The organism is Actinosynnema sp. NPDC091369 (assembly GCF_044757065.1).
Taxonomy (GTDB): domain Bacteria; phylum Actinomycetota; class Actinomycetes; order Mycobacteriales; family Pseudonocardiaceae; genus Actinosynnema.
This window is the reverse complement of the sequence record NZ_JBIVUG010000002.1, coordinates 860,812-874,357: the sequence shown is the minus strand read 5'-3', so window position 1 is coordinate 874,357 and position 13,546 is coordinate 860,812. Positions and strand designations below refer to the sequence as shown.

At 73.3% G+C, this 13,546-nt stretch carries 13 protein-coding genes and 1 pseudogene; 11 read left to right on the top strand and 3 right to left on the bottom strand.

The window, feature by feature from the left end:
• Window positions 1-137 precede the first annotated feature (137 nt).
• From ACIQMJ_RS12065 to ACIQMJ_RS12055, 3 genes are all read left to right on the top strand, one after another.
• Window positions 138-1,589: an RICIN domain-containing protein gene (locus ACIQMJ_RS12065; RefSeq protein ID WP_499760972.1), complete on the top strand. Its 1,452-nt coding sequence runs from the start codon at window positions 138-140 to the stop codon at window positions 1,587-1,589.
• A gap of 106 nt (window positions 1,590-1,695) precedes the next feature.
• On the top strand, window positions 1,696-2,742 hold the full coding sequence (locus ACIQMJ_RS12060; RefSeq protein ID WP_499760971.1) for a rhamnogalacturonan acetylesterase: 1,047 nt from the start codon (window positions 1,696-1,698) through the stop codon (window positions 2,740-2,742).
• Between the two features lie 25 nt (window positions 2,743-2,767).
• The gene (locus tag ACIQMJ_RS12055) at window positions 2,768-3,631 is read left to right on the top strand and encodes a GDSL-type esterase/lipase family protein (RefSeq protein ID WP_499760970.1); all 864 of its coding nucleotides are present in this window, start codon (window positions 2,768-2,770) and stop codon (window positions 3,629-3,631) included.
• A 46-nt stretch (window positions 3,632-3,677) separates the two neighbouring features.
• Here the strand turns inward: ACIQMJ_RS12055 and ACIQMJ_RS12050 are convergent, their stop codons facing one another.
• Both ACIQMJ_RS12050 and ACIQMJ_RS12045 read right to left on the bottom strand, forming a co-directional pair.
• Window positions 3,678-4,964 carry an APC family permease gene (locus tag ACIQMJ_RS12050; RefSeq protein WP_499760969.1) on the bottom strand — a complete coding sequence of 429 codons (1,287 nt, stop codon included), beginning with the start codon at window positions 4,962-4,964 and terminating at the stop codon, window positions 3,678-3,680.
• A 53-nt stretch (window positions 4,965-5,017) separates the two neighbouring features.
• Window positions 5,018-6,148 carry a hypothetical protein gene (locus ACIQMJ_RS12045; RefSeq protein ID WP_499760968.1) on the bottom strand — a complete coding sequence of 377 codons (1,131 nt, stop codon included), beginning with the start codon at window positions 6,146-6,148 and terminating at the stop codon, window positions 5,018-5,020.
• A gap of 180 nt (window positions 6,149-6,328) precedes the next feature.
• Between ACIQMJ_RS12045 and ACIQMJ_RS12040 the strand changes: the two genes are divergently transcribed.
• The 6 genes from ACIQMJ_RS12040 to ACIQMJ_RS12015 all read left to right on the top strand — a co-directional run bounded on the left by ACIQMJ_RS12040 (window position 6,329) and on the right by ACIQMJ_RS12015 (window position 11,744).
• Window positions 6,329-6,574, top strand: a complete 246-nt coding sequence (locus ACIQMJ_RS12040; RefSeq protein WP_499760967.1) for a hypothetical protein — start codon at window positions 6,329-6,331, stop codon at window positions 6,572-6,574.
• Window positions 6,575-6,843: 269 nt separating this feature from the next.
• Window positions 6,844-8,430, top strand: coding sequence for an ABC transporter substrate-binding protein (locus tag ACIQMJ_RS12035; RefSeq protein ID WP_499760966.1), 1,587 nt, complete (start codon window positions 6,844-6,846; stop codon window positions 8,428-8,430).
• Complete coding sequence (locus ACIQMJ_RS12030) at window positions 8,412-9,440, top strand: ABC transporter permease (RefSeq protein ID WP_499760965.1); 1,029 nt, start codon at window positions 8,412-8,414, stop codon at window positions 9,438-9,440. Before ACIQMJ_RS12035 ends, ACIQMJ_RS12030 begins: the two co-directional genes overlap by 19 nt.
• Window positions 9,437-10,285, top strand: a complete 849-nt coding sequence (locus tag ACIQMJ_RS12025; protein ID WP_499760964.1) for an ABC transporter permease — start codon at window positions 9,437-9,439, stop codon at window positions 10,283-10,285. Before ACIQMJ_RS12030 ends, ACIQMJ_RS12025 begins: the two co-directional genes overlap by 4 nt.
• A complete protein-coding gene (locus ACIQMJ_RS12020; RefSeq protein ID WP_499760963.1) occupies window positions 10,282-11,091 on the top strand; it encodes an ATP-binding cassette domain-containing protein in 810 nt (269 codons plus the stop codon). Before ACIQMJ_RS12025 ends, ACIQMJ_RS12020 begins: the two co-directional genes overlap by 4 nt.
• Entirely contained in the window at window positions 11,088-11,744 is a 657-nt protein-coding gene (locus ACIQMJ_RS12015) for an ABC transporter ATP-binding protein (protein ID WP_499760962.1), read from the top strand. Before ACIQMJ_RS12020 ends, ACIQMJ_RS12015 begins: the two co-directional genes overlap by 4 nt.
• A 90-nt stretch (window positions 11,745-11,834) precedes the next feature.
• Here ACIQMJ_RS12015 and ACIQMJ_RS12010 read toward each other — a convergent pair.
• Window positions 11,835-11,948: pseudogene (locus ACIQMJ_RS12010) on the bottom strand (BlaI/MecI/CopY family transcriptional regulator); the annotation flags it as partial.
• Window positions 11,949-12,062: 114 nt separating this feature from the next.
• Between ACIQMJ_RS12010 and ACIQMJ_RS12005 the strand changes: the two are divergent.
• Window positions 12,063-12,578, top strand: coding sequence for a DUF4396 domain-containing protein (locus tag ACIQMJ_RS12005; protein ID WP_499760961.1), 516 nt, complete (start codon window positions 12,063-12,065; stop codon window positions 12,576-12,578).
• A 252-nt stretch (window positions 12,579-12,830) separates the two neighbouring features.
• Window positions 12,831-13,546: HAMP domain-containing protein (locus tag ACIQMJ_RS12000; protein WP_499760960.1), on the top strand; the 716-nt coding region annotated here is incomplete at its 3' end.

Here is a 13,546-nt window from a genome sequence, read left to right as displayed (position 1 = left end):
ACGAGATGCGGCCATTGACCACGAAGGGGAGACGGCGCAAGTCTTTCGCCGATGACGTCCTCTCGTCCGGCGGCCCGGCCGCCGTGCCGACTCAGGCGAAAGGCACGAACATGACACTGTCGTCATGCGGTGCGGTCATGCGCTCGGCGCTCGTGGTGGCCGTGGGCGCGGTCGTCGCGCTCGCACCGGTCGCACCGCCCGCCCAGGCGGCCGCGGTCGACACCTCGGCGAGCTACGCGGTCGTGGCCCGGCACAGCGGCAAGGCCATGCAGGTCCAGTCCACGGCCGACGGCGCCGCCGTCGTGCAGGCGACCAGGACGGACTCGGCCGCGCAGCAGTTCCAGTTCGTCGACTCCGGCGGCGGGTTCTACCGGCTCAAGTCCCGCTACAGCGGCAAGGTCGTGGACATCTCCGGCTCGTCCACGGCCAACGGCGCGAACGTGGTGCAGTGGACCGACACCAACGCCGCCAACCAGCAGTTCGGCCTGGTCGACACGGACGCCGGGCACGTGCGGATCGTCAACCGCAACAGCGGCAAGGCTTTGGACGTGTGGGAGCGCTCGACCGCCGACGGCGCGCGGGTGTCCCAGTACGACGTCAACGGCGGCACCAACCAGCAGTGGCTGCTCGTCCGGCTCGGCGGCGGCACGCCCGGCGGCAACGGCTCGCCGACCGACCCGAACGTGAAGTACTTCGGCCGGTGGAACACCGCCGACCCGACCGCGTACGTCTCGGAGTGGGCGGGCGCCTACGTGCTGGTCGGGTTCACCGGCCGCACGGTGAAGCTGAAGCAGCGCAACGCGATCGACTTCTTCGTCAGCATCGACGGCGGGCCCGACGTCTCGTACGTCAACCGCAGCGGCACGGTGGACCTCACCCCGACGCCGCTGGCGAGCGGCAACCACACCCTGCGGGTGTCCTACCGGCCGATCGCCGGGTCCTACCGGGGTGACGCGGTGTTCCGCGGCGTCGAGCTGGAGGCGGGCGCGACGACGTTCGCGCCGGGCGTGCCGTCGAAGATCGTCGAGTTCGTCGGCGACTCGATCACGGTGGGCCAGCAGTCGTCCAAGCAGGCCCTGACCGCCTACGGCTGGCTGGTCGGCGAGCGCCTGGGCGCGGGCCACACCCAGATCGCGGTCGGCGGTGCGTGCCTGGTCTCGGCGGCGGACGGCTGCATCGGCATGAGCGACCGGTTCCTGCGCACCGGTTTGCAGGCCGACGCCGCGAACTGGGACTTCTCCCGCTACCGCGCCGACGCCGTGGTGATCAACCTCGGCACCAACGACGTCGGCCACAGCGTCACCGGGGCGCAGTTCCAGTCCGCCTACGTCACCCTCATCCAGCGGGCCCGGCAGAAGTACCCGAACGCCACCATCCTGGCGATGCAGACCTTCCGCAAGCGCTACATCCCGGAGACGCAGGCGGCCGTGCGGGCCGTCAACGACCCGAAGGTGCGGTTCGTCGACACCACGGGCTGGATCGTCGAGTCCACCGACACGACCGACAACGTGCACCCGAACGACCAGGGGCACCGCAAGATCGCCGACCGGCTCGCGCCGATCCTGTCCGCGGCGCTCACCACCGGCTGAGCCGCCGCCCCGCTCCACGTCCGGGGCTCGCCTCCTGTCCCGGACGTGGAGCGGTCTGCGCGCACCCCTCCTCCCACGCGGGCGAACCGCAGCAAGGAGCACACCCATGTCCTCCCGGACCATCGTCCTGCGCCCGGCGCTGGCCGTGGCGCTCACGGCCGGCGCGCTCACCGCCCTCGGCACCACGCCCTCGCACGCCGCACCGGCCGCGTGCACCGGGACCGCGCCGATCATCTGCCACTACGACGTGGCGCCCGGCCACTACGACGTGACCGTGCGGCTGGGCAGCCCGTCCCGCACCGCCACCACCGGCATCACGGCCGAGGCCCGCCGCCGCGTGCTCACCGCCGTCGACACCGCCGCGGGCCAACTGCTCGACCGGGTCGTCACGGTCAACGTGCGGCAGCCGGAAGGGCAGCCGACGGGCCAGGGCGGCACCGGCACGCCCGGGTTGACCCTGGTGTTCGACGGGCGTTCCCCGGCGGTCGAGGCGATCACCGTCCGCCCGGTCCGGCCGCCCGCGTTGTTCCTGGTCGGCGACTCGACGGTGTGCGACCAGCCCACCGCCCCCTACACCGGCTGGGGCCAGCTGCTGCCCGCGCGGCTGCGCGAGGGCCTGTCGGTGGCCAACTACGCCGACTCCGGCGAGAGCTCCGGCTCGGTGCTGGCCAACGCCGCGCTGTTCCCGGCCGTCCGGTCGCAGACCCGCGCGGGCGACACCGTGGTGATCCAGGTCGGCCACAACGACAAGCGCACCACCGCCACCGCGTTCCGCGACAACCTCACCCGCATGGTCCGCGAGGTGCGCGCGGCGGGCGGCGCGCCGGTGCTGGTGACGCCGCCGGTCCGCCGGTTGTTCGACTCGGCCGGACGGCTCACCGGCACCGCCTGGCACGTCAACGAGCTGGGCGTGAACCTGCCCGCCGAGATGAAGGCCGTCGCCCGCGCCCAGGGCGCACCGCTGGTCGACCTGACCACGTCGTCCGCGAACCTCGTCCAGCAGCTCGGCGTCACCGGGTCGGAGCGGTTGTTCCTGACGCGGGAGAAGGGCGACAACACCCACTTCTCCGAGTACGGCGCGGCCGCGATGTCGGGCCTGGTGCTCGACGAGGCCGTGCGGCTCGGCGTCATCAGCCCGACCCGGGTCCGCTGACCCGCCGGTACGACATGGAGGATCGATGAGGACTTCTTCGCTCACCAGGAACCTGGCGGTCGCGGCGGTGGTGTGCGCCGCCGCGGCGGTCGTGACCGCGCCGGCGCAGGCCGCGCCCGCACCCGCGCCCTGCGCCGCCACCGACCGGACCGGTCCCGGGGTCGCCGCCACGCCGTTCAAGGTGTGGCTGGCCGGTGACTCGACCGTGGCCAACCCCAACTCGGGCGTGAGCTGCCCGGCGGGCTGGGGCAGCCAGTTCGACCGGCTGTTCAACGACGACGTCACGGTGGTCAACAACGCCGTGGGCGGGCGCAGCATCCAGACCTGGCTCTACGAGTCCAACGTCAAGAGCACCATGGACTCCACCGGCGAGTGCGTGGTCAGCCCCCGCACCTACGCCTCGCGCTGGGCGACCATGCTGTCCACCAACGGCATGAAGGCGGGGGACTGGCTCATCATCCAGTTCGGCATCAACGACGGCGACCGCAACTGCCCCCGCCACGTGGGCACCACGCGCTACCGCCAACTGCTGTCCACCATGGCGCGCGAAGCGAAGGCGCGCGGCGTGAAGCCGGTGTTCGTGACGCCGGTCGCGGCGATCCGCTGCTCCGGCTCCACCGCCGTGGGCAACCGCGGGTTCGTGTCGGAGACCATCGCGCAGGCGCAGGCCGACCAGGTGCCGGTCATCGACCTGCACCAGCGCAGCGTCGCCCTCTACAACTCGCTGGGCCTGTGCCCGAACAACGGCGACTACACGCAGGGCGCGGTCGGCGCGTTCTTCTGCAACGACCACACCCACTTCGAAGCGGCCGGCGCGGCCCGCATCGCCGAGGTGGTCGCGCGGGCGTTGCGCGAGCAGGGCATCGGCCTCGCCTCGTCCCTGCGCTGACACCCGTTCCCCCGACGACCGGCCCGGCGCGCACGTGCCGGGCCGGTCACGGGTGGGTGAACCTCCCGGTGAGGCGTCGGACGAACCAGATCGCCACCCCGACCCCCAACACCGCCACGCCCGCCGGCACGGACGGTGTCGGCAGGGTGGCGGCCAGCACCAGGCACCCCACCAGACCGACGACCGGCACCGCGCGCGGCGGGCGGCCCTCGTCCGGGCGCAGGGTCCAGGCGGAGGCGTTGGCGACGGCGTAGTAGACGAGCACCGCGAACGAGGAGAAGCCGATCGCCCCGCGCAGGTCGACCACGCAGACCAGCACAGCGACGGCGAGGCCGACGGCGACCTCGGCGTGGTGGGGCACCCGGTGGCGGGGGTGGACCGCGGCCAGCGCGCGCGGCAGGTGGCCGTCCCGGGCCATGGCCAGCGTCGTCCGGGAGACCCCGAGCACCAGCGCCAGCAGCGAGCCCAGCGCCGCGAGGGCCGCGCCGACCCGCACCACCGGCGTCAGCCACGACCAGGAACCGGCGGCGACCGCGGCGGCCACCGGGTCGCTCGCCGCCGCCAGCCGATCGGGCCCCAACGCGGCGAGCACGGCCACCGCCACCAGCGCGTACACGGCCAAGGCGAGGCCCAGGGCGATCGGGACGGCCCTGGGGATCGTCCGCTGCGGGTCCCGGACCTCCTCGCCGAGCGTGGCGATCCGGGCGTAACCGGCGAAGGCGAAGAACAGCAGCCCGGCCGACTGGAGGATGCCGCCCACGCCGCCACCGGGGAACGGCTGGAAGTTCGCACCGGCGGCCGTCCCCCCGGCGAAGGCCGCCACCACCGCCGAACCGAGCACGAGCAGCACGACCGCCACGATGACCCGCGTGACCCACGCCGACTTCTGCACACCCCGGTAGTTCAAGGCGGTCAACGCGAGCACCGCCACGACCGCCACCGCGCTCCGAGCCGCCCGTCCGGCGTCCGGCAGGGCGTAGGCGGCGACCGTGAGGGCCATCGCCGCGCAGGAGGCCGTCTTCCCGACCACGAACCCCCAGCCGGCCAGGTACCCCCAGAACGGCCCCAACCGCTCCCGCCCGTACACGTACGTCCCACCGGACGCCGGGTACCGCGCCGCCAACCGGGCGGAGGACGTCGCGTTGCAGTAAGCCACCACCGCCGCGATGGCCAACCCGACCAGCAGCCCCGCCCCGGCCGCCCGCGCCGCCGGCCCGAACGCCGCGAACACCCCCGCGCCGATCATCGAACCGAGCCCGATCACCACAGCGCTGCCGGTGCCCAACCGCCGGGCCAGCCGCGGCGCGTTCGGGCGGTCGGGATCAGGGGACATCGGTGGTCCTTCCACGAGGTCGAAGCGCCGAGAAGCCTACGGCGACACCGTCGTCACCGTTCGCGGACGGCCAGGTAGACGGCGCGCACCGCCAGCGTGCGCTCGATCCGCTCGACCACGGGCGCGAAGAACTGCCTGCGCTGCTCGGCGTCGCTCATCGACACCACCGCGAAGTACATGCTGCCGAACGCGGCGAACAGCGTGGCGTTGCGCAGCATCGCCGCCGGCACGCCCGGCAGCCACTTCGCGGGCTCGGGCGGCCCCCCGATCCACTGCTCGGCGACCGCGGGCGTGACCACGATCAGGCCGAGGGCCACGAAGAACGCGAACAGCGCGAGCCCCACCACCGCCGCCTGCACGAGCTGGCGGGTCGCGAGCATGACCAGGAGGTTCCGCGACTGCCGCCCGGTCAGCTTGCGCGGGCGCAGCGGCTCGTCGAACTCCTCGTCGCCCAGGGGTGTGCCCCGGCACGCTTCGGCGAGCACTTCCGGGCGCAGGTCCTGCTCGACCCGGCCGATCTCGTCCTTGAGGCGCGCGGCCGCGGCGAGCACGGTGATCGCCGCGAACAGGGCCACGACCAGGCTCACCCGCTGCCAGGGGAGCTGGTTCATCGCCTGCCACAGCTCACCGGTGAAGAACAGGAACAGCGTCACGAACAACAGCGGCGGCAGTGCCCGCCCGAGCAGGTGCACGCTGTTGCGCAGGTCGTGCACGGTGTGCCGGATCGCGCCCTTGAGCAGCGCCACCAACCCGTAGGTGACCGCCAGCCAGGAGGCGACGAAGATCGCCGCGAAGAACACGACCAGCTGCACGGGGTCGCTGTCCGGCGTGTCGTCGATGGTGTCCTGGAGGACGGGCACGACCACGGGCACCGCCGCGTAGCCGACGAGGATCGCGATCGTGCGGTTGCGGGTGATGTGCGGCAGCCGGCGCACGAACGACGACAGCAGCACCCAGGCCGTGAGCGCGCTGGCGAGGATCAACGCCAACAGCACCCACCGCCCGTACCCGGCCGCGCCCAGCGGCACGAGCCAGACGAGGCCGGCGATCGCGATGGTGGCGAGTGCGGGCAGCATCCGCGGCAGCACGTGCGTGAAGAACCCGTAGCCCTCGATCATCGTCGGGGCTCCCTGCTGGACGAACCACCGTTCGGTGCGGCGCGCCAGCAGCCGTGCGGCTGTCATGGGGCAGATCATGCCCCAGCCGCACGCCCACCGGCCGTTCACGTCACCGCGCGACGCGGCCGGCGGCGCGGCTTCGGGCGGGCCGAAGCGTTCTGCCGATCGGTGGTGCTGTGGTTTCCGGTTGCGGTGCCATCCTCGACGCAGTCCCGCACCGCGCTCTCGGAAACCAGGAGGTTTACCGTGATCCGTCGTCTGCTGGTCGTCGTCGCGGCGGCACTCGGTGTCGTCGCCCTAGTGCCGGCCTCGGCCCAGGCCATCCCCGTGTGCAAGAGCGGCTACGCGTGCCTGTACCAGTGGTACGCCGACCCCGAGCACACGGTGTTCAACGGCTACCTGTCCATCGACTGCGACGGCAGCGCCGACAGCTCCGGCGTGCACCGCGGCTACCTGGTGTTCGGCCAGGCGCGCTGCAACACCCTCGGCTGAGCCCGTTCGGACCCCGCCCTGGCGTGGTGATCGGAACCGACGTGTCGAGGTGGCGACCGGGTGCGCCGAGGTGGCCGTCGCCGCTGTCGCCGCGCAGGTCCGACAGCCGAACGCGGGGGCGGGGCCGGTCTTCGCCGCGCAGTGCGCCCCGCCGTGCGGCGACGGGTGATGTGGAGATCACATTCGGTTGTGACCGCCACCGTGGTGTGACCTAATGCCCCCAAATGGTTGTTACCAGTAATTGGCAACAACGGTGAGGGGGAGTGCGGGTGCCCGGGTCTGCTTGGTTGCGCGCGACGGCTGTGGCCGCGGTCGGGGTCGTCCTGGCGTCGTGTTCGGGCGAAGGGCGTCGCGCGTCCGGCGGCACGCCCACCGAGCTGCGTTTGGCGATCGGGGGCGAGTCCGAGGAGGGCTACGACCCGACGTTGGGCTGGGGCCGGTACGGGTCGCCGTTGTTCCAGTCGACGCTGCTGGCCCGGGACGCGGACCTCGACGTCGTCAACGACCTGGCCACCCGGCACGAGGTGAGCGCGGACGGTCTGGTGTGGACGGTCGACATCCGCACCGACGCGAGGTTCAGCGACGGCGAGCCGGTGACCGCGCGGGACGTGGCGTACACGTTCACCGCGGCGGCCAAGAGCGGCGGGGCGACCGACGTGACCGTGCTGCGGGAGGCGGTCGCGGTCGACGAGGACACCGTGGAGCTGCGCCTGACCGAGCCGCAGAGCACGTTCGTGAATCGGTTGGTGTCGCTCGGGATCGTGCCGGAGCACGCGCACGGGCCGGACTACGCGCGCAAGCCGGTGGGCTCCGGTCCGTTCGTCCTGGAGCAGTGGGACGAGGGCCAGCAGCTCATCGTGCGGCGCAACGACGCCTACTACGGCGCGAAGCCCGCGTTCGAGCGGGTGGTGTTCGTCTTCACGGGCGAGGACGCCAGCCTGGCCGCCGCGCGGTCGGGGCAGGTCGACGTGGCGGCGCTGCCGCCGTCGCCGGCCACCGGCGAGATCCCCGGCATGAGGTTGGCCAGGGTGAAGTCCGTGGACAACCGGGGGATCGCGTTCCCCTTCCTGCCCGACGAGGGGCGCACGACCGCCGAGGGACGGCCGATCGGGGACGACGTGACGTCGGACCAGGCCGTGCGGCGGGCGGTCAACGTGGCGCTGGACCGGCAGGCGCTGGTCGACGGCGTGCTCAACGGCTTCGGCCGCCCGGCCACCGGCCCGGTCGACGAGCTGCCCTGGCACGAGCCGGCCGCGGCGGTCCCGGACAACGACCCCGAAGGGGCGAAGCGGGCGCTGGAAGCGGCCGGCTGGGTCGACTCCGACGGTGACGGCGTCCGCGAGCGCGGCGGCACCAAGGCGGAGTTCCCGTTGCTGTACCCCGCCGGGGACTCCCTGCGGCAGGGCTTGGCGCTGGCCGTGGCGGACATGCTGGAGCCGGTGGGCATAGCGGTGACCCCGAAGGGCGAGAGCTGGGACGTCATCCGCACCCGCATGCACTCCGACCCGGTGCTGTTCGGCTGGGGCAGCCACGACGCGACGGAGATGGCGAACCTGTACTCGTCGGCGCGGGCGGGCGTTGAGCTGTGGAACCCCGGGCTGTACCGGAACCCCGCGGTGGACGGCGAACTGGACGCGGCCATGGCGGCGACGGACCCGCACCAGGCCACCGCGCACTGGAAGGCGGCGCAGAGGCAGTTCGGGCCGGGGGCCGACGCCGCGTGGGCGTGGTTGGTCAACCTCGACCACACCTACTACGCCGACGCGTGCCTGGACCTCGGGCAGCCGCAGGTCGAGCCGCACGGGCACGGCTGGCCGATCACGCAGGGCATCGCCACGTGGCGGTGGACGTGCTGACCTCCGGGTCACGGGCACGTCCGGCGCTGACCGCGGTCGCGGCACGCGCCTCGCGCCTGGTGCTGCTGCTGACGGCCGTCGCGGTCGCTTCGTTCGCCCTGATGGTGAATTCGCCGGTGGACCCGGTGGCGGCCTACGTGGGCGCGGACGTCGCCTCGCTGGGCCCGGAGCAACGGGCCCTGATCGCCGCGCGGTGGGGGCTGGACGACCCGGCGCACGAGCGGTTCCTGAGCTGGGCGGGCAACCTGCTCGGCGGGGACTTCGGCTTCTCGCTGACGTTCAACCGGCCGGTGCTGGAGGTGATCGGCGACAAGTTCCTGGCCAGCCTGGCGCTGATGGCGCTGGCCTGGCTGCTGTCCGGGCTGCTCGGCTTCGCGCTGGGGCTCGTCGCCGGTGCGCGTCGGGGTAGGGCCGCCGACCGGGCGATCACCTGGTTCTCGTACGCCTTGGCGTCCGCGCCGACGTTCTGGGTCGGCCTGCTGCTGCTCTACGTGTTCGCGGTGTCGTTGAACTGGGCGCCGGTGTGCTGCGCGGTGCCGATCGGCGTGCCGGCGGACGAGGTGGGCCTGGGCGACCGGCTGGCGCACCTCGCGCTGCCCGCGATCACGTTGAGCGTCGTCGGGATCGCGCCCGTGGTGCTGCACACGCGGCAGGCCGTGGTGGACGCGCTGGGCTCGGACCACGTGGCGTTCGCGCGGGCGCAGGGCGAGCGCGGCCTCGGGCTCGTGCTGCACCGGGTGGTGCGCAATGCCGCCGCGCCCGCGCTGCTGCTCCAGTTCGGCTCGATCGGGGAGCTGTTCGGCGGCTCCGTGCTGGCCGAGCAGGTGTTCTCCTACCCCGGCCTCGGCGCGGCGACCACGACGGCGGCCCTGGGGCAGGACGTGCCGCTGCTGCTGGGCATCGCGCTGTTCACCACGGTGCTGGTGTTCGCGGGCAACCTCGTCGGCGACCGCGTGCACGCCGTCCTCGACCCGAGGTCGAGGCTGACCGACCTGCGGGGGAAGCGATGACGACGGTCGTGCCCACCGCGGTGGGACGGGTGGACCGCCGCACGCGCACCCTGATCCTGCTGGGCGTGTCTGCGGTGGCCGTGCTCGGTGTGCTCGTGGCCGGTTCGGTGGCTCAGGACGCCGCGCAGACCACTTCGCTGGGGGAGCGCAACCGCGCACCGTCGGCCGGGCACTGGTTCGGCACCGACTGGCTGGGCCGCGACGTGCTCGCCCGCGTGCTGTCCGGCCTGCGCATGAGCCTGGTCGTCGGCACGACCGCCGCCGCGATCTCCGCCGCGGTCGCGCTCGTGCTGGCCTGCGCCGCCACGGTCGGCGGGCCGAGGGTCGACGCGGTGGTGGGCTGGCTGGTGGACCTGTTCATGGCGTTGCCGCACCTGGTGCTGCTGCTCATGCTGGCGTTCGCGCTGGGCGGCGGCACGGACGCGGTGATCATCGCGGTGGCGGTGACGCACTGGCCGCACCTCACCCGGGTGCTGCGGGGACAGGCCAAGCAGGTGGTCAACTCGGACTACGCGACCGTCGCGGTCCAGCTGGGGCGCGGCCGGTGGTGGGTCGCCCGCCGGCACGTCGCCGGGCACCTGGCCGGGCACTTCCTGGTCGGCCTGGTCCTGCTGTTCCCGCACGCCATCCTGCACGAGGCCGCGCTGTCGTTCCTCGGGCTGGGCGTCGACCCCGCCGAGCCGTCGACCGGCATCCTGCTGGCCGAGTCCATGCGGTTCCTGTCGGCGGGCGCGTGGTGGTTGGCCGTGCTGCCCGGCCTGTGCCTGCTGCTGCTGGTCAAGGCCGTGGACGGCATCGGCGAGAACCTGCGGTCGCTGATCGACCCGAGGAGCCACCACCTGTGACCACCGCACCGGAGCGCCCGCTGCTGGACATCCGCTCCCTGACCGTCTCGTTCACCCAGTACGACCGCGGCCTGCGCCGCCGCACCGTCACCGCGCTGACGGGCATGGACCTCACGGCCGACCGGGGCGAGCTCGTCGCCCTGGTCGGCGCCAGCGGCGCGGGCAAGAGCCTGCTCGCCCACGCCGTGCTCGGCATGCTGCCGCCCAACGCGACCGAGAGCGGGACGGTGCGGTTCGACGGCGTGCCCCTCGACCCGGCGGCGCGCCGCGACCGGGCGGGCCGCGACATCGCGCTGCTGCCGCAGTCGGTGACCTTCCTCGACCCGGTCACGCCCGTCCTCCGCCAGGTCCGCCGCTCCGCCGAGCTGGCCGGGCGGTCGTCACCGGACGTCGTCGCCCGCACGGCGCTCGACGCCCGCGGGCTGGGACCGGAGGTCCACCGGCGGTACCCGCACCAGTTGTCCGGCGGTCAGGTCCGGCGCGTCCTGACGGCCATGGCGCTGATGGGCGACCCCGCGCTGGTCGTCGCCGACGAGCCGACCCCCGGCCTGCCCGCCGAGGCGGTTCGCGCCGCTCTCGCGGACCTGCGGCGCATCGCCGACCAGGACCGCGCCGTCGTCCTCATCACCCACGACCTGGCCGCCGCGCTGGAGGTCGCCGACCGGGTCGTCATCTGCCGCCACGGCCGCACCGTCGACGAGGCGCGCCCCGCCGACTTCCACGCCGACGACCTGACCCACCCGTACACCCGGGCGCTGTGGCACGCCCTGCCCGCCAACGGGTTCCGCAGCCAGGAGGACGCATGACCCTGCGGGCCGATGACGTGTGGTTCCGCTACTCCCGCAAGTCGCCCTGGGTGGTGGAGGGGGTGTCGCTCTCGGTCGAACCGGGCGAGGTGGTCGGCCTGCACGGTCCCAGCGGCGCCGGCAAGAGCACCCTCGGCCGGCTGCTGTCCGGCTCGCTGCGCCCGCACCGCGGCGAGGTGTCCGTCGACGGGCGGCCACCGCGTCCCGGTCGGGGGACGGCCAATCCCGTGCAACTGGTCTCCCAGCACGCCCTGCCGGCGTTCGACCCGCTCTGGAAGATCCGGAGGAGCCTGGCCGAGACGGGTGCGGCGGACAGCGTCCTCGACGGGATGGACCCGGCGCTGGCCCCGCCGGAGCTCCTGGACCGCTTCCCCCACGAGATCAGCGGCGGCGAGGCGCAGCGCGTCAACCTCGGGCGAGCGCTCCTGGCGGACCCGCGCTTCCTCGTGGCCGACGAGATCACCGCGAGCCTCGACCCGATCAGCCAGGCGGAGGTCTGGCGGCTGCTGGGCGCCGCCGTCGACGCCCGGGGCATCGGCGTGCTGGCCGTCTCGCACGACCGCCCGCTCCTGGACGTGGTGGCGGACCGGGTCCTCGACTTCGGGGAGCTGGTCCCGACCGGGCCCGGGCACGCCCGGCGCACGCCCGGCTGACGCGTTCGGGCGCGGTGTCGCGACCGGCGAAAGCCGTGAGCGGCCGTCTGACCCAGGGCGCGATCCTGGGTCACGCATGCCAACTCCGCCCTGCAACTCCCGCGCCACCCATCCTTCGCGGTGCAGGTTGTCGAGCACGGCCATCACGGTGGTGCAGGCGAGCGACCCGGCGAGGACGTCACGCACCCTGAGCGGTTCCGTGGCGCGCGGGTTCCGTCCCTTGTGGTCGACCGCACAGGCGGGTGGACATCCCGCAGGGCCGTGCTAACCTCTGGTTGCTTACCCCCTGGGGGTATAAGCCACGACGGGGAGTCGATCATGCAGCACGAGCACGACGAGCACGAGCACCACGGCCACCACGACCATGAGGGGCACGACCACCACGCGGGCCGCGGGACGGTCAGCTGGGGCATGGCGGCGTCCGCGACCCTGCACTGCCTGACCGGCTGCGCCATCGGCGAGGTGCTGGGCATGGTGATCGGCACGGCGCTCGGCTGGGGCACGGTGGCGACGATCGTGCTGGCCGTGGCGCTGGCGTTCGTCTTCGGCTACGCGTTGACGATGCGCGGTGTGCTCAAGGCGGGTGTCGGGTTCCGGCAGGCGGTGAAGGTGGCGCTGGCGGCGGACACCGTGTCGATCATCGTCATGGAGATCGTGGACAACGGCGTGATGCTCGTGGTGCCGGGCGCCATGGAGGCGGGGCTGTCGAGCGGGTTGTTCTGGGGCGCGCTGGCGTTCGCCTTCGCGGTCGCGTTCGTGGTCACCGTGCCGGTGAACAGGTGGCTCATCGGCCGCGGTCGCGGGCACGCCGTGGTGCACGCCTACCACCACTGAGCCCTGAAGGCCCGGAGGCCGGGACCGCCTCGCGGTGGTCCCGGCCTCCGATCACCCGCTGAGCACCGCGGCGGCGGATGATGTCGCCACTCCGCGCGCCGATCTCCGCGGTCGCGCCGTCGCCCGCGCTCGTCAACCGGGTCGAACCGACCTTGTGTAACGTGTCGCGAGGCTGCCGGCTGCCGTTCGCGATCCACGCGTCAGTTGGCCTTCTGCCAGGTCATCGGGCACGGGAACAGGGGCGGGGCGGACATGGGTGAAACGGCGGCCGGGGCTTCGCACGCCACGGACACCGCGTCGTCGGCGGTGGCCACGGCGGACAGACCGGAGCTGCGGCAGTTGCTGGCGGGCCTCACGGCGGTCCGCGACGGCGACTTCGGCACGCGGCTGCCCGACGACGCCGACGGCCTGCTGGGTGAGATCGCGACGGTCTTCAACGGCATGGTCGACCAGTTGTCGCTGTTCACCTCCGAGGTGACCCGGGTCGCGCGCGAGGTCGGCACCGAGGGCCGGCTGGGCGGCCAGGCCCAGGTCCCCGGCGTGTCGGGCACGTGGGCGGACCTCACCGACTCGGTGAACGCCATGGCCGGCAACCTGACCAGCCAGGTCCGCGACATCGCCCAGGTGGCGACCGCGGTGGCGCGCGGCGACCTGTCGCAGAAGATCGACGTGGACGCGCGCGGCGAGATCCTGGAGCTGAAGGAGACCGTCAACACGATGGTCGACCAGCTGTCCTCGTTCGCCGACGAGGTGACGCGGGTGGCCCGCGAGGTGGGCAGCGAGGGCCGGCTGGGCGGCCAGGCCGAGGTGCCCGGGGTCGGCGGCGTGTGGCGCGACCTCACCGATTCGGTGAACTTCATGGCGGGCAACCTCACCGATCAGGTGCGCAACATCGCGCAGGTCACCACGGCGGTCGCCCAGGGCGACCTGAGCCAGAAGATCACGGTCACCGCGCGCGGTGAGATCCT

Coding starts and splice junctions, on each gene's coding strand:
- ACIQMJ_RS12065 (WP_499760972.1), top strand. CDS start 138: ATGCGCTCGGCGCTCGTGGTGGCCGTGGGCGCGGTCGTCGCGCTCGCA.
- ACIQMJ_RS12060 (WP_499760971.1), top strand. CDS start 1,696: ATGTCCTCCCGGACCATCGTCCTGCGCCCGGCGCTGGCCGTGGCGCTC.
- ACIQMJ_RS12055 (WP_499760970.1), top strand. CDS start 2,768: ATGAGGACTTCTTCGCTCACCAGGAACCTGGCGGTCGCGGCGGTGGTG.
- ACIQMJ_RS12050 (WP_499760969.1), bottom strand. CDS start 4,964: ATGTCCCCTGATCCCGACCGCCCGAACGCGCCGCGGCTGGCCCGGCGG.
- ACIQMJ_RS12045 (WP_499760968.1), bottom strand. CDS start 6,148: ATGACAGCCGCACGGCTGCTGGCGCGCCGCACCGAACGGTGGTTCGTC.
- ACIQMJ_RS12025 (WP_499760964.1), top strand. CDS start 9,437: ATGACGACGGTCGTGCCCACCGCGGTGGGACGGGTGGACCGCCGCACG.
- ACIQMJ_RS12015 (WP_499760962.1), top strand. CDS start 11,088: ATGACCCTGCGGGCCGATGACGTGTGGTTCCGCTACTCCCGCAAGTCG.
- ACIQMJ_RS12005 (WP_499760961.1), top strand. CDS start 12,063: ATGCAGCACGAGCACGACGAGCACGAGCACCACGGCCACCACGACCAT.